Origin of the sequence: Kitasatospora sp. NPDC059462 (assembly GCF_042749955.1) — a bacterium.
Taxonomy (GTDB): Bacteria; Actinomycetota; Actinomycetes; order Streptomycetales; family Streptomycetaceae; genus Kitasatospora.
Genome location: NZ_JBHYUU010000017.1, coordinates 10,078 through 35,234 on the forward strand (window position 1 = coordinate 10,078; position 25,157 = coordinate 35,234).

The window sequence follows — 25,157 nt, forward strand, 5'->3', positions numbered from 1 at the left end:
TGCTCCCCCCCCCAGTCCATTTTTTTGCCTGTCCTGTGCTGGGTGTCTGCTTGCCGCCCCTCCCTCCCGCCCCCCCACGCCGGTGGGGCGGGCGGTTTGCTGGCGGGGAGGGCCGGGAACCCGGTAGGGTCACCGATCGTTGCGAACAGTGACCGAGTGGCGACTCGCTGGTGAGCGTACGCCGGTGCACTGACTGCGCGCCGCTCCGGATCCGGACGCGACGGAGCGATGTGCCGGGCGAGGGGGTGCGGCTAGCATGACCGGGGTAGTGGTGGGCAGTACGCGGGTGCCTTCCCCAGGTAGGCAGGCGACAGGAGGGCGCGTCGTGATGCAGAAGGCGAAGATCCTCCTGGTCGACGACCGGCCGGAGAACCTGCTGGCGCTGGAGGCGATCCTCTCGGCGCTGGACCAGACCCTGGTCCGGGCGGCGTCCGGCGAGGAGGCGCTCAAGGCGCTGCTCACCGACGACTTCGCGGTGATCCTGCTGGACGTCCAGATGCCCGGGATGGACGGCTTCGAGACCGCCGCCCACATCAAGCGCCGCGAGCGCACCCGGGACATCCCGATCATCTTCCTGACCGCGATCAACCACGGTCCGCACCACACTTTCCGCGGCTACGCGGCCGGCGCGGTGGACTACATCTCCAAGCCGTTCGACCCCTGGGTGCTGCGCGCCAAGGTCTCCGTCTTCGTCGACCTCTACATGAAGAACTGCCAGCTGAAGGAGCAGGCCGCGCTGCTGCGGCTGCAACTGGAGGCGAGCGGCAACGAGCCGGCCATCGGCGGCGCGCTGCTCGGCGAGCTGTCGGCCCGGCTGGCGGCGGTCGAGGAGCAGGCCGAGTCGCTGACCAAGCAGCTGGACGGCACCGAGGACGGCGGTGCGGCGGCCACCGCGGCGCACCTGGAGCGCAAGCTGGCCGGTCTGCGGCGCGCGCTGGACGCGCTGCGCCCCGGCACGGACTGAGCGCGGTCCCGGTTCGCCCGTCCGGGTGAACCCGGACGGGGTGACGGTGTGTCGGCGACACGTTCCGGACCCCGGTCGCACGACGTGGGCACAGCTCGTGCGCCCCGGTAGGCTGCTGACCCATGGCCACACGTACGCCCGGAAGCGCGGCACGCAATTCGAGTCCGGGACCGTCCAAGAAGGCCGCGGCGAAGGCTCCGGCCAAGCCGCCCGCCAAGAAGGCGGCCGCGAAGAAGGCCGCCCCGGCGAAGAAGACCGCGGCCAGGAAGGCCGCCGCACCGCCCCCCGCCCCCCGGCCGGTACTCCTGCGCGCCGTGCGCGCCGTCTGGCTCGGCGCGGCGCACGCGATCGGCGCGGTCTTCCGGGGCTTCGGCGACGGCGCGAAGAACCTGGACCCGGCGCACCGCAAGGACGGCCTCGGCCTGCTGCTGCTCGCGCTGGCGCTGGTCACCGCCGCCGGCACCTGGTTCAGCCCGCAGGGCTGGCTGGGCGAGGCGGCCACCAACGTGGTCTCCGGCCTGTTCGGCCGGCTCGACGTGCTGGTGCCGTTCCTGCTGGCGGCCGTCGCGATCCGGCTGATGCGCCACCCGGAGCTGCCGGAGGCCAACGGCCGGATCATGATCGGCCTGACCACCCTGCTGGTCGGCGTGCTCGGCCTGGTCCACATCGGCTGCGGCGCGCCCGTGATGGGCAGCGGCGCGACCCGGATAAGGACGGCCGGGGGGATCATCGGCTGGGCCGCGTCCACCCCGATGATGGCCGCCGCCGGGCCGGCCCTCGCGGTGCCGCTGCTCCTGCTCCTGGCCTTCTTCGGCCTGCTCGTCACCACCGCCACCCCGGTCAACCGGATCCCCGAGCGGATGCGCGCGGTCGGTGTCCGGCTGGGCGTGGTCGAACCCGGACCGCAGGACCTCGCCGAGGGGCGTGCGCCGGAGCGCGAACTCTCCAACGAACCCCCCGAGGACGCCGACCCCGCCGCGCTGCCGTTCACCGTGGACACGGACGGTGACGACCCCTCCGACGAGGTGGCCGCCCGTCGGCGCCGCCGCAGGCGCAAGCCCGACGAGGCGCCCGCGGACGAGCCGGACATGTTCGCCAAGGAGCCCCTGGACCCGTACACCACCCGCAACCTCGCCGCCGGCGCCGCCGCCGACCTGGACGGCGCGCTGGTCTACGGCGTGCCCGCCTCCTCGGCGGTGGCGGACATGATGCACCAGGTGCAGGACCGCACCGCCCCGCCGGAGGAGGCCGCCGTCCCGGCCGCCCGCACCGGCGGCGCCGGCGCCGGCGCGCCCGAGGAGCACGGCCCCGCGCCGGTCCGGATGGAGCAGCTCCAGCTCGCGGAGGGCCTCACCTACGCCCTGCCCTCGCTCGACCTGCTGGAGCGCGGCGGCCCCGCCAAGGCCCGCAGCGCCCTCAACGACGAGGTGGTGGCCCAGCTCACCGGGACCTTCTCCGAGTTCAAGGTGGACGCCCGGGTGACCGGCTTCACCCGCGGCCCGACGGTCACCCGCTACGAGGTCGAGCTCGGCCCCGCGGTCAAGGTCGAGCGGATCACCGCGCTCGCCAAGAACATCGCCTACGCGGTGGCCAGCCCGGACGTGCGGATCATCAGCCCGATCCCGGGGAAGTCCGCGGTCGGCATCGAGATCCCCAACCGGGACCGCGAGATGGTCAACCTCGGCGACCTGCTGCGCTCGCGCACCGCCGCCGAGGACACCCACCCGATGGTCGTCGGCATGGGCAAGGACGTCGAGGGCCACACCGTGATGGCCAACCTCGCCAAGATGCCGCACATCCTGGTGGCCGGCGCGACCGGCGCCGGCAAGTCGTCCTGCATCAACTGCCTGATCACCTCGATCCTCGCCCGGGCCACCCCGGACGAGGTGCGGATGGTGCTGGTCGACCCCAAGCGGGTCGAGCTGACCGCCTACGAGGGCATCCCGCACCTCATCACGCCGATCATCACCAACCCGAAGAAGGCCGCCGAGGCCCTCCAGTGGGTGGTCCGCGAGATGGACATGCGCTACGACGACCTCGCCGCGTTCGGCTTCCGGCACGTGGACGACTTCAACGCGGCGGTCCGGGCCGGCACCGTCACCCCGCCGCTCGGCAGCGAGCGCGAGCTGACGCCGTACCCGTACCTGCTGGTGATCGTCGACGAGCTGGCCGACCTCATGATGGTCGCCCCGCGCGACGTCGAGGACTCGGTGGTCCGGATCACCCAGCTCGCCCGCGCGGCCGGCATCCACCTGGTGCTGGCCACCCAGCGGCCCTCGGTCGACGTGGTCACCGGTCTGATCAAGGCCAACGTGCCCTCCCGGCTCGCCTTCGCCACCTCGGCGATGGCCGACTCCCGGGTCATCCTGGACCAGCCCGGCGCCGAGAAGCTGATCGGCAAGGGTGACGCGCTGTTCCTGCCGATGGGCGCCAGCAAGCCGATCCGCATGCAGGGCGCGTTCGTCACCGAGGCCGAGATCGCCGCCGTGGCCAAGCACTGCAAGGACCAGCTGTCCGCCGTCTACCGGGACGACGTGATGGTCGGCGGCGGGCCGAAGAAGGAGATCGACGAGGAGATCGGCGACGACCTGGAGCTGCTGATCCAGGCGGCCGAGCTGGTCGTCTCCACCCAGTTCGGCTCCACCTCGATGCTCCAGCGCAAGCTGCGGGTGGGCTTCGCCAAGGCCGGGCGGCTGATGGACCTCATGGAGTCGCGCGGCATCGTCGGTCCGAGCGAGGGCTCCAAGGCCCGCGACGTCCTGGTGAAGCCGGAGGAGCTGGACGGGGTGATCGTCTCCATCCGCGGCTGAGGCGGCCGTGACCGTTGACGGGTGTTCACCCGGCCGGAGGGGGGTAGGCGGCCGGGTACGGAACCGATCGGGTGCGCACCGCGTCCCATGAGCGACACCGGACGCGCGGGCGGCGGTGCGGGGGCTCCGGGGACGGCGGCCCCCCGCACTGACGGGCGGTCAGTGCACGCCCGGCCCCGGGCCGGGGCGGCCGAGCGCATTCGGGCCTGTTCCGCTTGAGAAACGATCCGCCCGCGCCCCTAGACTGTTCCCCAGCAGGTGGCCCACCGCTCGAAAGGCGTGCACCGTGACCATCGGCAAGTCCCCCGACCGCGAGAACGCCCCGACCCCCGCCCCGCCCACCGGCGCCGCGGAACCGGCGGCCGATGCCCCGAGCATCGGCCGGGTGCTGTCCGCCGCCCGGATCGCGGCCGGACTCACGGTGGATCAGGTGAGCAGTGCCACCCGGGTCCGGGTGCCGATCGTGCACTCCATCGAGGAGGACGACTTCGGCCGGTGCGGGGGCGACTTCTACGCCCGCGGCCACATCCGCGCGATCGCCCGGCTGGTCGGCGTCGACGGCGAGGCGCTGGTGGCCCGCTACGACGCCGCGCACGGCGGCTCGCCGGCCTCCAAGCGGCCCACCGAGCTGATCGAGAGCGGCCCGATCAAGGTCCCCGGCCGGGGCCGGCCGAACTGGACGGTGGCGATGGTCGCCGCGATCGTCGCGGTGGTCGGGATCATCGGCTTCAACCTGGTGAACGGCAAGACCGGGACCGGCACCACCGGCTCGGCCAGCGCCCCGCTGCCCTCCGGCTCCGGCACCGGCTCGGTCGCCCCGGCGGCCCCCGCCGCCACCCCGGCCGTGCAGCCGCCCGCCCCGGCGCCCAGCGCCCCGGCGATCGCCGCCGCCCCGGCCGACAAGGTCACCGTGAAGCTGGTCGCCGAGAAGGACACCAGCTGGGTCTCGGCGGTGGACGGCGCCGGGAAGTCGCTGTTCCAGAACAACATCGAGGAAGGCCAGGACCAGACCTTCACCGACCCCAAGCAGATCAAGCTGGTGATCGGCAACGCGGGCGCCGTGCACGTGTACGTCAACGGCAAGGACCTCGGCCCGGCGGGCAAGAGCGGCCAGGTGGTGCACGTCACGTACACCCCCGGCGACCCGCAGGCGGGCTGATCGGCGGGGCCGGCCGCCCCCGGGCGGAACCGGCCGGAGGGCGAGCACGCCCTCCGGGGCGAACGGCTCCGGCGGTCGCGCGTTAATCTTGGCCCTATGCCTGAACGCCGTACTGTCGCCCTTGTCACGCTCGGATGCGCCCGCAACGAGGTGGACTCCGAGGAACTCGCCGGGCGACTGGAAGCCGACGGCTGGTTGCTCGTGGACGACGCCGCCGACGCCGACGTCGCCGTCGTCAACACCTGTGGCTTCGTCGAGGCCGCCAAGAAGGACTCCGTCGACGCCCTGCTGGAGGCCAACGACCTCAAGGACCACGGCCGCACCCAGGCCGTGGTCGCGGTCGGCTGCATGGCCGAGCGCTACGGCAAGGAGCTCGCCGACGCGCTGCCCGAGGCCGACGGCGTGCTCGGATTCGACGACTACGCCGACATCTCCGACCGCCTGCAGACCATCCTGTCCGGCGGCCACCACGCCCCGCACATCCCGCGCGACCGCCGCAAGCTGCTGCCGCTGAGCCCCGTCGAGCGCCAGGCCGCCGCCACCGAGGTCGCGCTGCCCGGCCACGGCGCCCCCGAGGACCTTCCGGAGGGCCTCGCGCCCGCCTCCGGGCCGCGCACCCTGCGCAAGCGCCTGGACGACAGCCCGGTCGCCTCGGTCAAGCTCGCCTCCGGCTGCGACCGGCGCTGCTCGTTCTGCGCCATCCCGGCCTTCCGCGGCTCGTTCATCTCCCGCCGCCCCTCCGACGTGCTGCACGAGGCCCAGTGGCTGGCCGGGCAGGGCGTCCGCGAGGTCGTCCTGGTCAGCGAGAACAACACCTCGTACGGCAAGGACCTCGGCGACATCCGGCTGCTGGAGACCCTGCTCGGCGAGATCGCCGGGATCGACGGCGTCGAGCGGGTCCGGGTCTCCTACCTGCAGCCCGCCGAGATGCGCCCCGGGCTGATCGACGCGATGACCGGCACCGAGGGCGTGCTGCCCTACTTCGACCTGTCGTTCCAGCACTCCGCGCCGGCCGTGCTGCGCCGGATGCGCCGCTTCGGCTCCACCGACCAGTTCCTGGAGCTGCTGAAGACCATCCGCGACAAGGCCCCGCAGGCCGGCGCCCGGTCCAACTTCATCGTCGGCTTCCCCGGCGAGAGCGAGGAGGACTTCGCCGAGCTGGAGCGCTTCGTCACGCACGCCGGGCTGGACGCGATCGGCGTCTTCGGCTACTCCGACGAGGAGGGCACCGAGGCCGCGACGTACGGCGACAAGCTGCCCGAGGACGTGGTCGCCGACCGGCTGACCCGGCTCAGCAGGCTCGCCGAGGAGATGACCGCCCAGCGGGCCGAGCAGCGGATCGGCACCGAGGTCGAGGTGCTGGTCGAGTCGGTCGACGGCGACCTGGTCGAGGGCCGCGCCGCCCACCAGGCGCCCGAGACGGACGGCCTCACCACGCTCACCGGCGTCGAGGACGCCGAGGTCGGGCGGTTCTACCGGGCCAAGGTCGTCGCCAGCGAGGGCGTCGACCTCGTCGCCGAGGCGCTGGAGCAGGTGCGGGTCCGCCGGGCACCGGGAGCCGGGGCATGACCCAGGGGCCCGGCGCCCCGACCGCGGCCCACCCGGGCAGACCGGCGGCCGCGGTGCCCCCGGCGCCGGGGATCTGGAACATCGCGAACATGCTGACCATGGTCCGGCTGCTGCTGGTCCCGGTCTTCGTCGGCCTGCTCTTCGCCGAGGGCGGCCACGACCCCAAGTGGCGCTCGGTGGCCTGGGCCTCCTTCGCGATCGCGATGATCACCGACCTGTTCGACGGCGAGCTGGCCCGGCGCAAGGGCCTGGTCACCGACTTCGGCAAGATCGCCGACCCGATCGCCGACAAGGCGATCATGGGCGCGGCGCTGATCGGGCTGTCGGTGCTGGGCGACCTGCCGTGGTGGATCACCGTGGTGATCCTGGCCCGGGAGCTCGGCATCACGCTGATGCGGTTCTGGGTGATCCGCTTCGGGGTGATCCCGGCGAGCCGGGGCGGCAAGCTCAAGACGCTCACCCAGGGCATCGCCGTCGGCATGTACGTCCTGGAGCTGACCGGCTGGCTGGCCACCGCCCGGGCCGTGCTGATGGGCGTCGCGGTGGTGCTGACCATCGGCACCGCGCTGGACTACGTGGGCCAGGCGCTGCGCCTGCGCCGGGAGGGGCTGGCCGCGCAACGCCCGCAGGGGTGAAACCGCGCGGATGCCGGCCCCGGGCGGTCCCCGGGCCGCGCACAATGGCGGGGACCCCGGGGCGGGCCCGGGCAGCGCGAGGGAGGGACACCGGATGGGTGCTGGATCCGAGGCCGGCCCGGAGCAGGGGCGGGGCGAAGGGCGGGGCGACTACGGGCTGGCCGAGCGGGCGCACGCCGCGCTGCGGGCCCGGGGCGGCACGGTGGCGGTCGCGGAGTCGCTGACCGGCGGGCTGCTGGCGGCCGCGCTGGTGGACGTCCCCGGGGCGTCCGCGACCTTCCGGGGCTCGGTGACCGCCTACGCGACCGAGCTGAAGGCCTCGGTGCTCGGCGTCGACGAGGGGCTGCTGGACGTCCACGGCCCGGTCCACCCGGTGGTGGCGCGGCAGATGGCCGAGGGCGTGCGCCAGTTGCTCGGGGCGACCTACGGGGTCGCGACGACCGGGGTGGCCGGCCCGGAACCCCAGGACGGGCAGCCGGTCGGCACGGTACACCTCGCCGTCGCCGGTCCGGGGGGAACTCTGGTCAGTTCGCCACGGTTGTCGGGAGAGCGTGCCACAATCCGTCACAGGGCGGTGACCGCCGCTCTGGAGCTGCTCGTCGGGCGGCTCCCGTCCGGTACGCCCGCGCACTGAGCCGTCGTCCGCCCCGTCGCCGTCCGCCCCGCCAGCCACCCGTCACCCGCTCCCCGGCCTCCGCCGGGGCCGCCCGCCGAGATCTCCACCGAACCGAGATCTGCCGAACTGGCGTGCGGGCATCGCACACCTGGAGGATCGTGTTACATCGGAGGGCCTGGTTGGGCAGAAACCAGGTGGCGAACGAGTGGCGTGGCGGTGGCCGAGTGCCGCCCGGAGGGTACGACGAGGTGCCCGCGGACCCGGGTGCGACACCGAAGTTGGGGAGGGGACAGCCTTGCAGCCCAGAGTGAACACGACCATGGTCCCCGCACGCGAAGCGGGCAAGGCGGTACGGTGGGGGCGTGACATCTCGATCCGCAGTCCGAGGAGGGAGGCACCGATGATCCTGCTCCGTCGCCTACTGGGCGATGTACTGCGTCGGCAGCGCCAGCGCCAGGGCCGCACACTCCGCGAGGTGTCGGCGGCCGCCAGGGTTTCGCTCGGATACCTCTCCGAGGTCGAGCGGGGACAGAAGGAGGCCTCCTCGGAGCTGCTCTCCGCCATCTGCGACGCGCTCGACGTCCGGATGTCCGAGGTCATGCGCGAGGTCAGCGACGAACTGTCGCTCGCCGAACTTGCGGCGATGGCCACCCTCTCCGAAGGTGAACTGCTGAGGCCGGTGCTCGAACCGGTTCCGCTGCCGGCCCCCGGCACCGACCGGGCGAACATGTCGCCCAAGGCCGCCGCGATGGACGTGGTCGCCGCCTGACCTGGCCTCGGTACGGGCCCTGCGGCCCGGTTGAGCGAAGGAGGCGGTCGTGCGCAGTGCGGCGGCGACGTGTGCCGGGGCCCGAATACGGTCCCGGCGGGTGCGGCGGGCCCTGGGGTTCCTGGTGCTCCTGGCGTGCGGGCTCGGCTGGTGGCTGACGGCCGGACCCGGGAGCCTGCCCGGCGGGGCCGTGCTGGGCCTGCTGGCGGCCGGCGGCTGGGGGCTCGGGCTGATCCCGGTCCACGCCGACTGGCGGTCCACCGGGCCGGTGCGACGCCGGGCGGGTGAGCCGGCCCGGGCGGAGCCGCGGTGGGAGGCCGAACCTCCGGCCGGGTGACACGACGCGGACGAGGGCCGTGGGACCGATCGGTCCCACGGCCCTCGTCGTCCTCCCGACGGCTCAGGGGCGCAGCCGCAGACCGCGCGGGGTGGCGTGGAAGCCCGCCTGCTCCAGCGCGGTGCCGAGCGCCGAGCCGAGGGCCGGCGCTCCGTTGGCCCGCTCGACGGTGACGCTGCCCAGCGCCCCCGCCCGGGCCGCCCCGGCCAGCGCCTCGGCCGCCGCGGCGAGGGTGGCCTCGTCCTGCACCCAGGCCAGCAGCGACTTGCCGCCGCGCTCGACGTACAGGCACAGCTCGCCGTCGACCAGCACCACCAGGGCGCCGGCCTTCCGGCCGGGCCGGTGCGCCTTGCCCGCCGCCTCGGCGGAGCCTGCGGGCGGCTCGGGCCAGGGCAGGGCGGCGCCGTAGGCGTTGGCCGGGTCGGCGGCGGCCAGCACCAGGGCCTGCGGAGGCTCGGCGGACGGCGCGGCCGGCCACTCGGCGCCCCGGGCCCGCTCCAGCCGTCCGCTGACCGAGCGCAGCCGGTCGGCCGCGCCCTCCATGGCGAACTGGGCGCCGCCCAGCCCCTCGACGAAGTAGCCCCGGCGGGTGCGACCGCGTTCCTCCATGGCGGCGAGCACCCGGTAGACCCCGGCGAAGCCGCCCGGGATCCGCTCGGCGGCGACCGCGCCCCGGGTGAGCAGCCCGTGCCGGTCCAGCAGGTTCTGCGCCTGGGCGGTGGCCCGCACGGTCGGGTCGGCGGCGAACGGGGGCAGCAGCGACCAGCGGCCGCCGACCGTCGGCGGGCCGCCGCGCAGCGTGCCGCCGGGCCGGCCGAAGGGGCGTCCGGCGCCGCCGAAGCGGCCGCGCGGGGTGGCCCGGGGTGCCCGGTGGGCGGTGGCGCCGGCGGTCCGGCCGGAGCCGAGCAGGGCGCGCAGCGGGGCCAGCGTGTCGTTGCTGACGTACCCGGCCCAGACGAGGTCCCACAGGGCCTCGACGACCTCCGCCTCGGGCGTCTGCGGCAGTTGGGCGACCAACTGGCGGAAGAACAGCCCGTAGCCGCCGCTCAGTGCCTCCAGCAGCGCGGTGTGCACCGGGGTGACGGTGGGCGGCACCGGTTCGGGGCGCAGCAGGTGGGCGTTCTCGGCCAGGTGCAGGCTGATCCAGCCGTCCTTGCCGGGCAGGGCCCCGGCGCCGGCCCAGCCGATCTCGCCGGCCGCCGTCAGTTCGTCCAGCAGGCCGGGGGAGTAGTCGGCGAGCCGGGCCGGGAGGACCAGCTTCTCCAGGGCGGAGGCGGGCAGGGCGGTGCCCTGGAGCTGTTCGACGACCCGGAGCAGGCCGTCCGGGCCGCGCAGCCGGTGGCCGGCCAGGTGCTGCCACTGGGGGAGGAAGGCGGCCAGGGCGCGCGGCGGGACGGGTTCGACCTCCTGGCGCAGTGCGGCCAGTGAGCGGCGGCGCAGGCGGCGCAGGACGTCCGCGTCGCACCACTCGACGGTGGCGGTGTGGCCCTCGACCGGCCGGAACTCCCCCTGGACCAGGCGGCCGGTGGCGGTGAGGCGGTGCAGGGTGCCGGTGACCACGGCGGAGCCCAGGCCGAAGCGGGCGGCGGCCTCGGCGGCGGTGAACGGGCCGTGGGTGCGGGCGTGCCGGGCGAGCAGGTCGCCCAGCGGGTCCTTCACGGGTTCGGTGAAGGCCTCCGGCACGCCGACCGGCAGGGGGGTGCCGAGGGCGTCGCGCAGCCGGCCGGCGTCCTCGACGGCGGCCCAGCGCTGGTCGCCGGCGATCCGGACCTGGATCACCCGGCGGGCGGCCTCCAGCTCCAGGGCCCAGAGGGGTTCGGCGCCGCGGGCGGTCAGCTCGGCCTCGCCGAGCGGGCCGAGCAGGCGCAGCGCGTCGGCGACGCCCTCGGCGTCCTTGATCCGGCGTTCGGGGGTGAGCCGCTGGAGCTCGGCCTCCAGGTCGGCGAGGACCTGCGGGTCGAGCAGTTCGCGCAGTTCGGCCTGGCCGAGGAGTTCGGACAGCAGCCGGGAGTCGAGCGAGAGCGCGGCGGCGCGGCGTTCGGCGAGCGGGGAGTCGCCCTCGTAGAGGAACTGGGCGACGTACCCGAAGAGCAGGGAGCGGGCGAACGGGGAGGGCTCGGGGGTGGTGACCTCGACCAGCCGCACGGCGCGGGATTCGAGGTCCCCCATCAGCTCGACCAGGCCGGGGACGTCGAAGACGTCCTGGAGGCACTCGCGGACGGCCTCCAGCACGATCGGGAAGGAGCCGTACTCGGCGGCGACCTCCAGCAGTTGGGCGGCGCGCCGGCGCTGCTGCCAGAGCGGGGTGCGCTTGCCGGGGTTGCGGCGGGGGAGCAGCAGGGCGCGCCCGGCGCACTCGCGGAAGCGGGAGGCGAACAGCGCGGAGCCGCCGACCTGGTCGGTGACCAGCTGTTCGATCTCCTGCGGGTCGAACAGGGCGGCGTCGGCGCCGACCGGGGCGTCGTCGGTGACCGGCCGGTCGGTGGGGCTCGCGAAGTCGAAGTCGGGGGCCAGCAGGTCGGCGTCCGGGAGCCGGAGCACGATGCCGTCGTCGGCGTGCATCACCTGGGGGTCGAGGCCGTGCTTCTCGCGCAGCCGGGCGGCGAGGGCGAGTGCCCAGGGGGCGTGCACCTGGGCGCCGAAGGGGGAGTGCACGACGATCCGCCAGTCGCCGAGCTCGTCGCGGAAGCGTTCGACCACGATGGTGCGGTCGTCGGGGAGGTGGCCGCAGGCGGCGCGCTGCTCGGCGAGGTAGTCGAGCAGGTTGCCGGCGGCCCAGTCGTCCAGGCCGGCCTGCTTCAGCCGGGCGGTGGCGGTCTGCGGGTCGAGCGCGCCGAGTTCGCGGGTGAAGGCGCCGAGGGCACGGCCGAGTTCGAGCGGGCGGCCGAGGCTGTCGCCCTTCCAGAACGGCAGCCGCCCGGGGACGCCGGGGGCGGGGGTGACCAGCACCTTGTCGTGGGTGATGTCCTCGATCCGCCAGGAGGTGGTGCCGAGGGTGAAGACGTCGCCGACCCGGGACTCGTAGACCATCTCCTCGTCCAGCTCCCCGACCCGGCCGCCGCCCTTCTTGGGATCGGCGCCGGCGATGAAGACGCCGAACAGGCCGCGGTCGGGGATGGTGCCGCCGGAGGTGACGGCGAGCCGCTGGGCGCCGGGGCGGCCGCTGACGGTGCCGGCCACGCGGTCCCAGACCAGCCGGGGGCGCAGCTCGGCGAAGGCGTCCGAGGGGTAGCGGCCGGCCAGCATGTCGAGCACGGCGTCGAACGCGGACTGCGGGAGGGTGGCGAACGGCGCGGCCCGGCGGACGGTGGTGAGCAGTTCGTCGACCTGCCAGGTGTCCATCGCGGTCATCGCGACCAGCTGCTGGGCGAGCACGTCGAGCGGGTTGCGGGGGATGCGCAGCGCCTCGATCCGCCCGGCCCGCATCCGTTCGGTGACCACGGCGGACTGCACCAGGTCGCCCCGGTACTTGGGGAACACGACGCCGGTGGAGACGGCGCCGACCTGGTGGCCGGCCCGGCCGACCCGCTGGAGGCCGGAGGCGACCGAGGGCGGGGACTCCACCTGGACCACCAGGTCGACGGCGCCCATGTCGATGCCCAGCTCCAGGCTGGAGGTGGCGACCACGGCGGGCAGCCGGCCGGCCTTGAGCTCCTCCTCGACCAGGGCGCGCTGTTCCTTGGAGACCGAGCCGTGGTGGGCGCGGGCGATCACCGCCGGGGCGCCCCTGGCGGCGCCGGAGCCGCCCATCAGCAGGGCGGGGGCGTGCGCCTCGGGCAGCGCGGCGCCGGTGGCGCGTTCGTGGGCGATCTCGTTGAGCCGGTTGCAGAGCCGTTCGGCGAGGCGCCGGGAGTTGGCGAAGACGATGGTCGAGCGGTGGGCCTGGACGAGGTCGACGATCCGCTCCTCGACGTGCGGCCAGATGGACGACTGGCGCTGCGGGTCGTCGTCGGCGGCGCCGGCCGCGGCGGGGGCGGCGGGCAGGTCGTCGAGGTCCGGGACGGGGACGACGACCGAGAGGTCGAACTCCTTGGCGGCGGGCGGCTGGACCACCTCGGCGCCGCGTCCGGGGCTGAGGAAGCGGGCCACCTCCTCGACCGGGCGGACGGTGGCGGACAGGCCGATCCGGCGGGCCGGGCGGTCGAGCAGTTCGTCCAGCCGTTCCAGGGAGAGCGCGAGGTGGGCGCCGCGCTTGGTGCCGGCGACGGCGTGCACCTCGTCCAGGATCACCGTGTCGATGCCGCGCAGGGCGTCCCGGGAGGCGGAGGTGAGCAGCAGGAAGAGCGACTCGGGGGTGGTGATGAGGATGTCCGGCGGATGGGTGGCGAAGCGGCGGCGGTCGGCGGCGGGCGTGTCGCCGGAGCGGATGGCGACCCGGACGTCGGGTTCGGGCAGGCCGAGCCGGACGGCGGCCTGGCGCAGGCCGGTCAGCGGGGCGCGGAGGTTGCGCTCGACGTCCACCGCGAGGGCCTTGAGCGGGGAGATGTAGAGGACCCGGCAACGGCGCCCGGGTTCGGCGGGGGGCGGGGTGCTGCTGAGCCGGTCCAGGGCGGACAGGAAGGCGGCGAGGGTCTTGCCGGAGCCGGTGGGGGCGACCACCAGGACGTCGTTGTCCCGGGCGATGGCGCGCCAGGCCTCGGCCTGGGCGGAGGTGGGCGCGGAGAAGGCGCCGCCGAACCAGGCCCGGGTGGCGGGGGCGAAGCCGGCCGTCGGGTCGGCCGGGGAGGGGGTCGGGTGCGCGGTCGCCATGCCCCCATGGTGCCGGGTGGCACCGACAAGGGGGCGGGTCCGGCGGGGGCGGCGGCCGTCCGGGCGCGGTCGGCCGGGGCAGGTCGGCCGGGGCGTTGGCCGTTCGGGGCAATCGGGAAGGCAGAACGGACAAGCGGATCATATGGTGATGATTCAGTCATTGTGATGCCCCTGTGAAGACCAGCCCTCCCGCGGCCGGCCGCCCCGGTGCGGCCGCCGGGCCCGACGAGCGGAGACCGTGCCATGGCACAGGCGGACCCGTCCGGCCGCGGTCCCGTCCCGGTCCCCCTGCGGGTGGCCGGTCCGGCCGGGGGCGCCCGGCGCCGCGGCCGGGGGCCGCTGCGCGTCGTGCTCGCGATGCTGCTCACCGCGCTGGTCGCCGGAGGCGCCGTGCCGTACGTCGCCGGGCCGGGGCGGGCCTACCTCAGCTACCTGGTCCTCGCCGAGCGGGCGGATCCCGACGGGGCCGGGCGCGCCGCGCAGGAGGCCCGCGCGGCCGGCGGGCAGGTCGTCCAGGAGTACCCGCAGATCGGGGCGGTGCTCGCGTACGCCGCCGGGGGATTCGCGGAGCGGGTGCGCGGGCGGCCGGGCGTGGCGGCGGTCGGCGCCACCCGCACCTCGCCGGTGCCGGGACCGCCCCGGTCGGTGGACGGCGCCGGGGACTTCCGGACCGGGACGGACGGCGGCGACCGCGCGGGCGGCCCCCGCGGACCCGGCGGCGGGGACGGCGGGGACGGCGGGGACGGCGGGGACGACAGCACCGCCACGGTCCCCGACCCGCGCGAGCGCGACGCCTGGAACCTCGCGCTGCTCGGCGTCGCCGACACCGCCCCCGGTCCGCCGCGCGCCCCGGACGCCCCCGGCGCCGCGGCCCTGCGCAAGGTGCTGGTCGCCGTCCTCGACTCGGGCGTCGACGACACCCACCCCGACCTGCGGGCCGCCGTCGACCCGAGGAGCTCCGCCTCCTGCGCCGACGGCCGCCCCGACGGCCGCACCGGCTCCTGGCGCCCCGACAGCGGGGTCGGCGAGAGCGGTCACGGCACGCACGTCGCCGGGATCGTCGGCGCCGCCCGGGACGGCCGCGGCGTCAGCGGGGTCGCCCCCGGGGTGCGGATCGCCGCCGTCCGGCTGCTCGGCCCGCTCGGCCAGTACTACGCCGAGAACATCGTCTGCGGCCTGCTCTGGGCCGCCGACCACGGCGCCCGGGCGATCAACAACAGCTACTTCGCCGACCCCTGGAAGTACAACTGCCCCGACGACCCCGACCAGGCCGCGCTGACCGCCGCCGTCGGCCGGGCCGTCGACTACGCCCGCCGGCGGGGCGCGGTGGTGGTCGCCTCGGCCGGCAACGACGCGCAGGACCTCGGCGCCGTCCGCACCGACGAGCGCAGCCCCAACGACCGCACCACCGGAGCGCCGCAGTCCCGCTCCCTGGGCCCCGAGTGCGTCCGGCTGCCCGGGGAACTGCCCGGCGTGGTCACGGTGACCGCCGTCGACCGCGACGGCCGCCCGTCCGCCTACACCAACCACGGGCGCGGCCGGGTCTCGCTGGCCGCCCCCGGCGGGGACCCGGACGGCGGCTCGCAGGGGGCGGTGGTCTCCGACTGGCCCGGTGGCCGGTACGCCGCGCTGGCCGGCACCTCGATGGCCGCCGCGCACGTCACCGGCGCGGTCGCGGTGGCCGCCGCGCTGCACCCGGACTGGGACTCCGACCGGCTCGCCGCCCTGCTGGCCACCACCGCGGACGCCGCCTGCCCGCCGGGCCCGCACGCCTGCGCCGACCACGAGTACGCGGGCGCCGGGGCGCTCGTCCTGCCGCGCTGAGCGGGGCCGGGAAAACCGGGTGACGGACCGGGGCGGACGGGCGAGGATCGGCGGATGGACGTCTTCCTCACCACCGAGCGGCTGGTGCTGCGCCGCTTCACCGCCGACGACGTGGACGCCCTCGTCGAACTGGACGCCGACCCGGAGGTCACCCGCTACCTCACCGGCGGGCGGCCCACCCCGCGCGAGGTGGTGGAGTCCGCCCTGCTGCCGCTCTACCTCGACCACTACCGGCGCTACGGCGACCTCGGCTGGTGGGCCGCCGAGGAGCGGGCCGGCGGGGCCTTCCTCGGCTGGTTCGAGTTCCGGCCGCCGGCCGGCGACCGCACCGAGGTCGAGCTGGGCTACCGGCTGCGCCGCCCGGCCTGGGGGCGGGGCTACGCGACCGAGGGCTCCCGGGCGCTGATCCGCCGGGGCTTCACCGGGCTCGGCGTCGAGCGGGTGGTGGCGTACACCATGGCGGTCAACCGCGGCTCGCGGCGGGTGATGGAGAAGTCCGGGCTCTCGTACGTGCGGACCTTCCACGAGGACCACCCGGATCCGATCCCGGGCACCGAGCACGGCGAGGTCGAGTACGCCGTGACGGCGGGCGACTGGCACCCGTAGCGGGCGGGGCGGCCGTGCCGGGCGGTCCGGGATACTGGGGGGCATGAGGCTGACGGAGTTCTGGCGGCGGATGTACGCGCACTTCGGCGAGGGGTACGCGGAGTCCTTCGCGAGCGACCACGTGATGAGCGAGCTCGGCGGACGGACGGTCCGCCAGGCGCTGGAGGCGGGCTGGGAGGCCAAGGACGTCTGGCGGGTGGTCTGCGACACCCAGGGCGTCTCCTCCGTGCTCCGCTGACCCGGTCCGGCCCCGGCCGCCGTACGGCGACCCCCGCCCGATACTCGAACGCGCGTCGGGCATGGGTCAGACTGTGCGGGTGGCAAGCAGTGCAGAACAGCAGAATTCGGACAGGTCGGCGCAGGTCGCCGACGAGGCCGCGGGCCCTACGCCCGCCTCCCCGCCGCCCGGACCGCCGCCGGCCCGCACCGCGGGGGACGGCCTCTGGGGTTCCGGGATGCCGCGCTGGCTGCCCCGGGCGATGGTGCTGGCGCTGGTCATGGTCGGGCTGTTCCAGCTCGCCGACTGGGCCTTCCACGAGCTGATCGACCTCTTCGTGATGCTGCTGGTCTCCTTCTTCCTGTCACTGGCGCTGGAGCCGGCGGTGGACCGGATGGCCGCCCGCGGGGTGCGCCGCGGGGTCGGCACCTTCCTGGTCTTCGTGGCGGTGGCGATCGCCGTCGGCGGCTTCCTGACCGCGCTCGGCACCCTGCTGGTCGACCAGGTGGCGAAGATCGCGAGCGACCTCCCGCACCTGCTCGACAACCTGATCACCTGGATCAACAGCACCTTCCACCAGGAACTCTCGCTGGACGAGCTGCAGAAGAAGCTGCTCAAGGACTCCGGGGCGATCGAGACCTACGCCCAGCAGGCCGCGGACAACGTCTGGGGCGTCTCCTCGACCCTGATCGGCGGGCTGTTCCAGGCGTTCACGGTCGGCCTCTTCACCTTCTACTTCACCGCCGACGGCCCCCGGGTGCGGCGGACCGTCTGCTCGATGCTGCCGCCCGCCAAGCAGGCCGAGGTGCTGCGGGCCTGGGAGATCGCGCTGGCCAAGACCGGCGGCTACCTCTACTCCCGGGCCCTGCTCGCGGTCGCCTCGGCGCTCGCGCACTGGGTGATGTTCGCCCTGCTGGACCTTCCGTACGCGGCCGCGCAGGCGGTCTGGGTCGGCGTCATGTCGCAGTTCGTGCCGACCATCGGCACCTATCTGGCGGGGGCGCTTCCGGTGCTGGTGGCGCTCACCACCGACGAGCCGGTGGACGCGCTCTGGGTGCTGGTGTTCGTGACCGTCTACCAGCAGATCGAGAACTACCTGCTGCATCCGCGGATCACCGCGAAGACGGTGGACGTGCACCCGGCGGTGGCGTTCGGCGCGGTGATCGCCGGCGCGGCGCTGCTCGGCGGGGTCGGCGCGCTGATCGCCATCCCGGCGGCGGCCACCCTGCAGGGCTTCGTCGGCACGTACGTCCGGCGCTACGAGGTGACCGACCCGCGGGTCGACCGCGGCGAGCAGCGCCGGCAGCGGCGGGAGCTGCGCCGGGAGGCGGCGCGCCGGCTGCGGCGGATGGTCGGCGGGGACTCGGACCGGCGGTAGCCGGAACGGCCTCCGCGGGCGGCGGTCCGGCCCGGGGCGATCACGGCTCGAACGGGCCGGGCTTGATTCGAACACTTGTTCTTTGTACTCTCCGGCGCAGAGTTCTCCCCAGGCAGAGCCGGGTCGGAGCCGATTGTCGGTGGGACGCGCTAGCGTCGAGGACGATGAAGCGCACAGCACAGAACCCGAGGGTGGAAGCCATGGCAGGTACGGACCGCGAGAAGGCCCTTGAGACGGCGCTCGCCCAGATCGAGCGGCAGTTCGGCAAGGGCTCGGTGATGCGCCTCGGTGAGAAGGCCAACGAGCCGGTCGAGGTGATCTCCACCGGGTCCACCGCCCTGGACGTCGCCCTCGGGGTCGGCGGCATCCCGCGCGGCCGGGTGATCGAGATCTACGGCCCCGAGTCCTCCGGCAAGACGACGCTGACCCTGCACCTGGCGGCCAACGCCCAGAAGGCCGGCGGCACGGTCGCCTTCGTCGACGCGGAGCACGCCCTCGACCCGGAGTACGCCAAGAAGCTCGGCGTGGACACCGACGCCCTGCTGGTCAGCCAGCCGGACACCGGTGAGCAGGCGCTGGAGATCACCGACATGCTGATCCGCTCCGGCGCGATCGACCTGGTGATCATCGACTCCGTCGCGGCGCTCGTCCCGCGCGCGGAGATCGAGGGCGAGATGGGCGACTCGCACGTCGGTCTGCAGGCCCGGCTGATGAGCCAGGCGCTGCGGAAGATCGCCGGTGCGCTGAACCAGTCGAACACCACTGCGATCTTCATCAACCAGCTGCGCGAGAAGATCGGCGTGATGTTCGGCTCGCCGGAGACCACGACCGGTGGCCGGGCGCTGAAGTTCTACGCCTCGGTCCGCCTGGACATCCGCCGGATCGAGACCCTGAAGGACGGCACCGAGGCGGTCGGCAACCGCACCCGCGTCAAGGTCGTGAAGAACAAGGTCGCCGCGCCGTTCAAGCAGGCCGAGTTCGACATCCTCTACGGCGTGGGCATCAGCCGCGAGGGCGGCCTGATCGACATGGGCGTCGAACACGGTTTCATCCGCAAGTCGGGCGCCTGGTACACCTACGAGGGCGACCAGCTCGGCCAGGGCAAGGAGAACGCCCGCAACTTCCTGCGGGACAACCCGCAGCTCGCCGACGAGATCGAGCGGAAGATCAAGGGCAAGCTCGGCATCGGCCCGAAGGTGGAGGAGCCGGCCGAGGCGGCGGGTGCCGCCGAGGGCGCGGCCGCCAAGCCGATCACCGCGACCGCCGCCAAGACGGCCGCGGCGAAGAAGACCGCGGCGGCCGCCAAGGCCTGAACCGTTGACGCAGCACAGTGGGCCGGCCGGCCCGGAGGACGACGACCACGGGCCGCCCGACTGGTTCGCGGCCGTGGCGGACCCGGCACCGCAGGCCGTACCGGAACCCGGGTCCGTACCGGAGCGCGGCCCGCGCCCAGGACGGGCGCGCGGGTCCGCGCGGACGGCCGCGCCGGAGCGCGCCCGGCCCGCGCGACGGCCCGCGGCACGCCCGGCGGACGTCGGGGAGCTCGGACTGGTCTCCGCCTCCGAGCTGCCCTCGGGCCGGCGCCGGCGGCGCTCGGCGCTGGCGGCGGAGCAGCCCCCCGGCCGGCCGGCCGGTGAGGGCGACGGGGACGACGGGGCGGGAGCGGCCGGTCACGGGGGTGCGGCCGCCTCCGCCCCGGCATTCCCGCAGGAGCGACCGGCGCGGCGACCCGGACGCACCCGGCGCGGCGCGGCCGCCGCGGACCGTGCGGCCGGTACGGACGGCGCGGACACCGCGGACGACGCGGACGGCGGCGGTCTCCCGGAGCGGGCCGCCGGGGCCTCCCGGCGCGGCCGGGCCGAGGAACCGGCCGACCCGGAGACCCGGGCCCGGGACATCTGCCTGCGCCTGCTCACCGGCGCGGCGAAGTCCCGCAAACAGCTCGCCGACGCCCTGCGCAAGCGGGAGATCCCGGACGAGGTCGCCGAGGAGGTGCTGACCCGGCTGGAGGAGGTCGGGCTGATCGACGACGCGGCCTTCGCCGCGGCCTGGGTGGAGTCCCGGCACAGCGTCCGGGGTCTGTCCCGGCGCGCGCTGGCGCAGGAGCTGCGGACCAAGGGGATCGCCGGGGAGCTCGCCGAGCGGGCCCTCGCCCAGCTCGACCCGGACGACGAGACCGAGGCCGCCCGCGCGCTGGTCGAGCGCCGGCTGCGGACCACCCGGGGCCTGGAGCGCCAGACCCGCACCCGTCGGCTGGTCGGCGTGCTGGCCCGTCGCGGCTACTCCGAAGGGCTGGCCTTCCGGGTGGTCCGGGAGGCGCTGGACGAGGAGGAGGCGGGGGCTTCGGACCAGGACGCGGCGTACGGGGACACGGCGTACGAGGACTGACGCCCGGGTCACCGGAGGTTACCCGAGGGTTGGTCAACTGCCTGGCCAGTCTTGACCGTTTCGTAACCCGCGCTTAGCCTCGCACTCAGTGCGGGAGCACCTCGATCATCCCTCGGCCACCCCCGGCCGCGCTCCCGGTCATGCCTGCGACCGGGCGGTTCGGGGCCTGGCGCGCGACGGTCCCGGGCGGCGTGCCGCGGTGGGACGGGGAGTGGGCAGCATGAGGATCGCGGTGAGCGCAGGACCGGCCGCCTCCCTGCTGGCGGCGGCCGTGCTGGTGGCCCTGGTGACCGCCTGGCTGCTGGCCCGGCGGTTGCGCGGCGCGCAGCGCCGGGCCGCCGCCGAGGCCGAGCGGGCCCGGCGGGAGACCGAGCGGCAGGCGGACCGCCTGCGCGCCGAACTCGACCGTCGCGAGGAGTGGTTGACGGGCGAGCTCGACCGGCTGCGGGTCCGCGAGGGCGAACTGGCCGAGCGGTCGGCCGAGGTGGCGCGCGCCCGGGACGAGGCGGAGGAACTGGTCCGCCGCCGGGCGGCCGAGCTGGAGCGGACCGCCGGGCTCTCCGCGGACCAGGCCCGTGCCGAACTCGTGCGCACGGCCGAGGCGCAGGCCCACCGCGCGGCGGCGGTCGCCGTCCGGGAGATCGAGCGCGCCGCCCGGGAGGAGGGCGAGCAACGGGCCCGGGCCATCGTGGCCGGGGCGATCCAGCGGCTGGCGGCCGAGCAGACCGCGGAGACCGCGGTGTCGGTGTTCCGGCTGCCCACCGAGGAGATGAAGGGCCGGGTGATCGGGCGCGAGGGCCGCAACATCAAGACCTTCGAGGCCGTCACCGGCGTCAATCTGATCATCGACGACACCCCGGCGGTGGTGCAGCTCTCCTGCTTCGACCCGGTCCGCCGGGAGACCGCGCGGCTCACCCTGGAACAGCTGGTCGAGGACGGCCGGATCCACCCGCTGCGGATCGAGCACGTCCATGCGCGCAGCCGCGCGGAGGTCGAACGCCGCTGCGTGCGGGCCGGTGAGGACGCGCTGCTCGCGACCCGGATCGGCGGCATGCACCCGGAGCTGGTCCGCACCCTGGGCACCCTGCGCTACCGGGCCTCGTACGGGCAGAACGTGCTCGGCCACCTGGTGGAGTCGGCGCACCTGGCCGGGATGATGGCCGCCGAACTCGGGGTGGACCCGGAGCCGGTGCGGCGCGCGGCGCTGCTGCACGACATCGGCAAGGCGCTGAGCCACGAGGTCGAGGGCAGCCACGCCGCGGTCGGCGCGGACTTCGCCCGGCGGCACGACGAACCGGCGGACGTGGTGCACGCGATCGCCGCGCACCACGGCGAGGTGGAGCCGCAGACCGTGGAGGCGGTGCTGGTGCAGGCCGCCGACGCCTGTTCGGGCGGCCGGCCGGGCGCCCGCAAGGAGTCCCTGGAGACGTACGTGCGCCGGCTGGCCCGGCTGGAGGAGATCGCCCGGGCGCACGACGGCGTGGCGGACGTCTACGCGATGCAGGCCGGCCGGGAGGTGCGGGTGATGGTCCGCCCCGAGGTGGTGGACGACCTCGGGGCGCAGGTGATCGCCCGGGAGGTCGCCAAGCAGGTCGCCCAGGAGCTGACCTACCCGGGCCAGATCCGGGTCACGGTGGTCCGGGAGAGCCGGGTCACCGAGGTGGCCCGGTAGGGCGAGCCCGGCGGAAGCCGCCCGACGGGGGCTCGGACGCAGGACGGAGCCGCGCTACGGCGCCTCGGCGCCCTGGGCCCCGGCCGGCTGGGCGGCCGGCGGCTCCGGCTCGGGTCCGCCGGTCAGCGAGGCAGGGCCGCCGCGGGCCCGGTCGGCCAGTTCCTGGAGGTCCTCGCCGTCCACGCCCTGGGTGACCCCGACCAGGTGGCCGTCGGGCCGGATCAGCAGCACGGTGTGCGGGCCGGCGCCCGGGTAGGCCTCGGTGACCAGGACCTCGGCCGGCACCGGCAGCGCGGCGGCGACCTCGGCCAGCCGGGGCATCAGCCCGGCGCCCAGCCAGTGTTCCGCGGACCACACGGCGGTGCCGGGGGCGACCAGCAGCAGCAGGAAGCCGGAGCCGAGCCGGGCGTGCAGCTGGTCCGGGGTGCCGTCGGTGGCCAGCACCGGCAGGTCCGGGACGAGCACGCCGGGCGCGGTGGCGGGCAGCAGTTCGCTGAGCGAGGTGGCGCTGCGGGTGCCGCGCTGGACCGGGACCCGCCCGGGCACGCCGGAGGGGGCGGCCGGGTAGGCGGGGGCGCCGCCGAAGCGTCCGGTGCCGAGGTGGCCGTCGGCGAGCAGCGGCGCGTGCTTGCGGAACGAGCCGGTGAACAGCGAGCGCCGGGTCTGCGCCCAGCCGCGCAGCGGGCGCAGCAGCGGCATGGACTGGTCGACGGCGCGCAGCCGGGCGCCGACCGCGCCGCGCCGCTCGGCCTCGTAGCCGTCGAGCAGGGAGCCGCCGGGCTGCGGGCCGCCGGAGTGGAGGTGCCAGGCGAGGGCGAGCCGCCAGGCCAGGTTGTCGGCGTCGCGCAGGCCGTCGGCGAGGTTCTGCATGCCGAGCGCGCCGTGCAGGTGGGCGGCGTCGCCGGCCAGGAAGCAGCGGCCGACCCGGAACCGGGCGGCCAGCCGCTGCTGGGCGGTGTGGTCGGCGGCGGCGAGCAGGTCGAACGTCGGGAGTTCGCCGCACCAGCCGGCGAGGGTGGCGGTGACCCGGGTGAGCAGGGTGTCGCCGGTGACGATGCCGGGCCAGGTGGCGTGCGGGTCGACCGGTTCGGTGACCGCGGGCCGGCCCGGGGGCAGCCGCCAGTCGAGCCGCCAGACGCCGTGCGGCAGCGGGCGGGCGGTGGCCTCGCGGTCGCCGCGCCACGGCGGCTCGCGGTGCAGCCGGGGTTCGGTGAACGGCAGGTCGACCCGGACGGTCGCGACGGCGCTGCGGTCGACGGCGGGCCGGCCGGGGAAGCGGATCTTCAGCAGTTTGCGGACGGCCGAGCGGGCGCCGTCGCAGCCGACCAGGTGGCTGCCGCGCCACCAGGTCTCGGTGCCGTCCTTGGGGCTGCGGGTGAGCACGCTGACGCCGTCGCGGTCCTGTTCGAGCCGGGTGACCCGGCTGAGCGGGACCAGCCTGACCAGCGGGGTGCCGGTGAGGGCGTCCTGCAGCCCGCGCTGCAGGCGGTGCTGGGGCAGGTGCAGCACGGGGGTGTCGGCGAGGTCGATCCGGAGCACCTCCTGGCGGCGGCGCCAGACGGTGAAGGCGTCCCAGCGGGCGGCGTCGGCGACCGCCCGGGGGTAGCCGATCCTGGTGAGGAAGGCGGCGGTGTCGGTGCCGAGGACGACGCTGCGCGGGCTCTCGGGACAGAGCCCGGAGCCCTCGTCGAGGACGACGGTCGGCACTTCCTGCCGGGCGAGCGCGAGCGCCAGGGCCAGGCCGACCGGCCCGGCCCCGACCACGATCACCGGGTCCATGACGCACCCTCCGGGCCCGGGCGGGTGCCGCGGAGGCCGGAGCACGGGTCGGCCGTCGGGCTGCCGTCATATGCCGCGTGGATGCTCCCGGATGGTGTCACGAACAGCAATGCAACAGTTCGCCTGCGTGTCCGTCAAGCAGCAGATGAAGTGCGCCGGTTCGCGCCGCCCCGGCCGCGTGCCTCGATCCACCGGGCGAGCGCGGTGAGCAGCAGGCACATCGCGATGTAGATCGGCCCGATCACCAGGACGACGGGGATGTAGGGGAAGCCCGCGGCGTTGATCGGCTGGCTGGCGATGGCCTTACCGACGAAGAGCAGCTCGTGGTAGGTGATGACGAAGCCGAGCGAGGTGTCCTTGAGCGTGACGACCAGCTGGCCGATCATCGAGGGCAGCATCGAGCGGACCGCCTGCGGGACCAGGATGGTCGTCATCACCTGGGTCTTGCGCATGCCGAGCGCGTACGCCGCCTCGCCCTGGCCGCGCGGCACCGCGTTCACACCGGTGCGGATGATCTCCGCCTGCACCGAGCCGTTGTAGAGGGTGAGGCCGAGCACCAGCGCCCACATCGGCTGCTTGGCGAAGAACGCGTAGTAGAGGGCGACGATCAGGATCAGCAGCGGCATCGCCCGGAAGAACTGGACGAAGGCGGTGGCCGCCCAGCGGACGGGCCGGTGGTCGGAGAGCCGTCCGGCGGCGAGCAGCGCGCCCAGCGCGAGCGAGAACACCGCGGCCAGCCCGAAGGCCTCCAGGGTGGAGAGCAGGCCGTCGACGATCCGCTGCTGGATGGTCGTGTACTGGAACGCGTCCCACAGCCCGGGGTCGAACTGGCCGTTGTCGTTGAGCGCGCTGTACGCGTACCAGAGCAGCCCGGCGATGCCGATCAGCGACAGCACCCCGAAGACCCGGTAGCGGGCGCGGGCCCGCGGGCCGGGGGCGTCGTAGAGGACGCCCGGTGCGGCGGAGCGGTTGAACAGCGAGCTCATCGGGCCACCGCCAGTCGGTCTTCGAGGAAGCGGAACAGCAGGGAGACGGCGGCGCTGATCAGCAGATAGGCGCAGGCCACCCAGAAGAAGATCGCGAAGATCGAGTAGCCGCGCTCCGAGAAGGTCTGCTGGGTGCTGTACAGCTCGCTGACGCTGAACGCGCCGGCGATCGCGGAGTTCCTGGGCAGGGCGATGAAGACGCTGCTCATCGGCGCCAGCACGGTGCGGGCGGCCTGCGGCAGGACGACCAGGGTGAGCGTCTGGCCGAAGGTCATGCCCAGGCTGCGGGCGGCCTCGGCCTGGCCGAGCGGCACCGTGTTGATGCCGGAGCGCAGCACCTCGCAGACGAACGACGCCGTGTAGCCGCCGAGCGCCAGCACCGCGAAGGTGAGGTGGCTGAAGTGCACGCCGAGCGGCGGGAGGCCGAAGGTCACGGCGAAGAACAGCAGGGTCAGCGGGGTGTTGCGGAAGAGCGTGACCCAGCCGGTGCCGAAGGCCCGCAGGACCGGGATCGGGGAGACCCGGAAGGCCGCCAGCAGGGTGCCCAGCAGCAGGGCGAGCAGCGCGCTGAGCGCGCTCAGCTCGATCGTCTGCAGGAAGCCGTCGCGGAACAGCGCGAAGTTGCCGTCCTCGAACAGGAAGCCCATCCGGCGGCCCTCCTCTCAGGGGTTGGTCCCAGGGGTCCGTCGACCCGGGAGC

The 25,157-nt window shown here is 75.0% G+C and carries 19 protein-coding genes; 15 read left to right on the forward strand and 4 right to left on the reverse strand.

All coding sequences use genetic code 11. The annotated features are described in order from the left end of the window. Nucleotides 1-325 precede the first annotated feature (325 nt). The 8 genes from ACFXAM_RS07425 (at nucleotide 326) to ACFXAM_RS07460 (ending at nucleotide 8,859) form a co-directional block, all read left to right on the forward strand. Nucleotides 326-964: a response regulator gene (locus ACFXAM_RS07425; RefSeq protein ID WP_380288360.1), complete on the forward strand. Its 639-nt coding sequence runs from the start codon at nucleotides 326-328 to the stop codon at nucleotides 962-964. A gap of 122 nt (nucleotides 965-1,086) precedes the next feature. Further along, on the forward strand, nucleotides 1,087-3,774 hold the full coding sequence (locus tag ACFXAM_RS07430) for a DNA translocase FtsK (protein ID WP_380288362.1): 2,688 nt from the start codon (nucleotides 1,087-1,089) through the stop codon (nucleotides 3,772-3,774). A 286-nt stretch (nucleotides 3,775-4,060) separates the two neighbouring features. Further along, entirely contained in the window at nucleotides 4,061-4,933 is an 873-nt protein-coding gene (locus tag ACFXAM_RS07435; protein WP_380288364.1) for a helix-turn-helix domain-containing protein, read from the forward strand. Nucleotides 4,934-5,029: 96 nt separating this feature from the next. After that, nucleotides 5,030-6,502 (forward strand): 30S ribosomal protein S12 methylthiotransferase RimO, encoded by a 1,473-nt coding sequence (rimO, locus tag ACFXAM_RS07440; RefSeq protein ID WP_380288366.1) that lies wholly within the window; start codon nucleotides 5,030-5,032, stop codon nucleotides 6,500-6,502. Continuing rightward, the gene (pgsA, locus tag ACFXAM_RS07445; protein ID WP_380288368.1) at nucleotides 6,499-7,137 is read left to right on the forward strand and encodes a CDP-diacylglycerol--glycerol-3-phosphate 3-phosphatidyltransferase; all 639 of its coding nucleotides are present in this window, start codon (nucleotides 6,499-6,501) and stop codon (nucleotides 7,135-7,137) included. Before rimO ends, pgsA begins: the two co-directional genes overlap by 4 nt. Nucleotides 7,138-7,231: 94 nt before the next feature. Further along, a complete protein-coding gene (locus tag ACFXAM_RS07450; RefSeq protein WP_380288370.1) occupies nucleotides 7,232-7,771 on the forward strand; it encodes a CinA family protein in 540 nt (179 codons plus the stop codon). A 382-nt stretch (nucleotides 7,772-8,153) separates the two neighbouring features. Then, complete coding sequence (locus ACFXAM_RS07455; protein ID WP_350551437.1) at nucleotides 8,154-8,522, forward strand: helix-turn-helix transcriptional regulator; 369 nt, start codon at nucleotides 8,154-8,156, stop codon at nucleotides 8,520-8,522. Nucleotides 8,523-8,622: 100 nt separating this feature from the next. Then, entirely contained in the window at nucleotides 8,623-8,859 is a 237-nt protein-coding gene (locus tag ACFXAM_RS07460; protein WP_380288372.1) for a hypothetical protein, read from the forward strand. A 63-nt stretch (nucleotides 8,860-8,922) separates the two neighbouring features. Here ACFXAM_RS07460 and ACFXAM_RS07465 read toward each other — a convergent pair whose 3' ends face one another. Further along, nucleotides 8,923-13,608, reverse strand: coding sequence for an ATP-dependent helicase (locus ACFXAM_RS07465; RefSeq protein ID WP_380288374.1), 4,686 nt, complete (start codon nucleotides 13,606-13,608; stop codon nucleotides 8,923-8,925). Between the two features lie 243 nt (nucleotides 13,609-13,851). Here ACFXAM_RS07465 and ACFXAM_RS07470 point away from each other — a divergent pair, with 243 nt between their 5' ends. From ACFXAM_RS07470 to rny, 7 genes are all read left to right on the forward strand, one after another. Beyond that, nucleotides 13,852-15,432, forward strand: a complete 1,581-nt coding sequence (locus ACFXAM_RS07470; RefSeq protein WP_380288376.1) for a S8 family serine peptidase — start codon at nucleotides 13,852-13,854, stop codon at nucleotides 15,430-15,432. Between the two features lie 54 nt (nucleotides 15,433-15,486). Then, nucleotides 15,487-16,038, forward strand: coding sequence for a GNAT family N-acetyltransferase (locus tag ACFXAM_RS07475; protein WP_380288378.1), 552 nt, complete (start codon nucleotides 15,487-15,489; stop codon nucleotides 16,036-16,038). Between the two features lie 43 nt (nucleotides 16,039-16,081). Beyond that, on the forward strand, nucleotides 16,082-16,276 hold the full coding sequence (locus ACFXAM_RS07480) for a DUF3046 domain-containing protein (protein ID WP_380288380.1): 195 nt from the start codon (nucleotides 16,082-16,084) through the stop codon (nucleotides 16,274-16,276). Nucleotides 16,277-16,355: 79 nt separating this feature from the next. Further along, nucleotides 16,356-17,633 (forward strand): AI-2E family transporter, encoded by a 1,278-nt coding sequence (locus ACFXAM_RS07485; RefSeq protein ID WP_380288382.1) that lies wholly within the window; start codon nucleotides 16,356-16,358, stop codon nucleotides 17,631-17,633. A 200-nt stretch (nucleotides 17,634-17,833) separates the two neighbouring features. Continuing rightward, nucleotides 17,834-18,946: a recombinase RecA gene (gene recA, locus ACFXAM_RS07490; RefSeq protein ID WP_380288384.1), complete on the forward strand. Its 1,113-nt coding sequence runs from the start codon at nucleotides 17,834-17,836 to the stop codon at nucleotides 18,944-18,946. A gap of 4 nt (nucleotides 18,947-18,950) precedes the next feature. Beyond that, nucleotides 18,951-20,021, forward strand: coding sequence for a regulatory protein RecX (locus tag ACFXAM_RS07495; protein WP_380288386.1), 1,071 nt, complete (start codon nucleotides 18,951-18,953; stop codon nucleotides 20,019-20,021). A gap of 232 nt (nucleotides 20,022-20,253) precedes the next feature. After that, nucleotides 20,254-21,693, forward strand: a complete 1,440-nt coding sequence (gene rny / locus ACFXAM_RS07500; RefSeq protein ID WP_380288388.1) for a ribonuclease Y — start codon at nucleotides 20,254-20,256, stop codon at nucleotides 21,691-21,693. A 54-nt stretch (nucleotides 21,694-21,747) separates the two neighbouring features. Here the strand turns inward: rny and ACFXAM_RS07505 are convergent, their stop codons facing one another. The 3 genes from ACFXAM_RS07505 to ACFXAM_RS07515 form a co-directional block, all read right to left on the reverse strand. Next, on the reverse strand, nucleotides 21,748-23,472 hold the full coding sequence (locus ACFXAM_RS07505) for an FAD-dependent monooxygenase (protein WP_380288390.1): 1,725 nt from the start codon (nucleotides 23,470-23,472) through the stop codon (nucleotides 21,748-21,750). A 134-nt stretch (nucleotides 23,473-23,606) separates the two neighbouring features. After that, on the reverse strand, nucleotides 23,607-24,458 hold the full coding sequence (locus ACFXAM_RS07510; RefSeq protein WP_380288392.1) for an amino acid ABC transporter permease: 852 nt from the start codon (nucleotides 24,456-24,458) through the stop codon (nucleotides 23,607-23,609). After that, nucleotides 24,455-25,105 (reverse strand): amino acid ABC transporter permease, encoded by a 651-nt coding sequence (locus ACFXAM_RS07515; RefSeq protein WP_380288394.1) that lies wholly within the window; start codon nucleotides 25,103-25,105, stop codon nucleotides 24,455-24,457. Before ACFXAM_RS07515 ends, ACFXAM_RS07510 begins: the two co-directional genes overlap by 4 nt. Nucleotides 25,106-25,157 lie beyond the last annotated feature (52 nt).

Bases quoted from the DNA above. Each gene is read 5' to 3' on its own strand.
- ACFXAM_RS07470 (WP_380288376.1), top strand. From the start codon at position 13,852: ATGGCACAGGCGGACCCGTCCGGCCGCGGTCCCGTCCCGGTCCCCCTG.
- ACFXAM_RS07510 (WP_380288392.1), bottom strand. From the start codon at position 24,458: ATGAGCTCGCTGTTCAACCGCTCCGCCGCACCGGGCGTCCTCTACGAC.
- pgsA (WP_380288368.1), top strand. From the start codon at position 6,499: ATGACCCAGGGGCCCGGCGCCCCGACCGCGGCCCACCCGGGCAGACCG.
- ACFXAM_RS07450 (WP_380288370.1), top strand. From the start codon at position 7,232: ATGGGTGCTGGATCCGAGGCCGGCCCGGAGCAGGGGCGGGGCGAAGGG.
- ACFXAM_RS07465 (WP_380288374.1), bottom strand. From the start codon at position 13,608: ATGGCGACCGCGCACCCGACCCCCTCCCCGGCCGACCCGACGGCCGGC.
- recA (WP_380288384.1), top strand. From the start codon at position 17,834: ATGGCAGGTACGGACCGCGAGAAGGCCCTTGAGACGGCGCTCGCCCAG.
- ACFXAM_RS07430 (WP_380288362.1), top strand. From the start codon at position 1,087: ATGGCCACACGTACGCCCGGAAGCGCGGCACGCAATTCGAGTCCGGGA.
- rimO (WP_380288366.1), top strand. From the start codon at position 5,030: ATGCCTGAACGCCGTACTGTCGCCCTTGTCACGCTCGGATGCGCCCGC.
- ACFXAM_RS07455 (WP_350551437.1), top strand. From the start codon at position 8,154: ATGATCCTGCTCCGTCGCCTACTGGGCGATGTACTGCGTCGGCAGCGC.
- ACFXAM_RS07515 (WP_380288394.1), bottom strand. From the start codon at position 25,105: ATGGGCTTCCTGTTCGAGGACGGCAACTTCGCGCTGTTCCGCGACGGC.
- ACFXAM_RS07505 (WP_380288390.1), bottom strand. From the start codon at position 23,472: ATGGACCCGGTGATCGTGGTCGGGGCCGGGCCGGTCGGCCTGGCCCTG.
- ACFXAM_RS07480 (WP_380288380.1), top strand. From the start codon at position 16,082: ATGAGGCTGACGGAGTTCTGGCGGCGGATGTACGCGCACTTCGGCGAG.
- ACFXAM_RS07475 (WP_380288378.1), top strand. From the start codon at position 15,487: ATGGACGTCTTCCTCACCACCGAGCGGCTGGTGCTGCGCCGCTTCACC.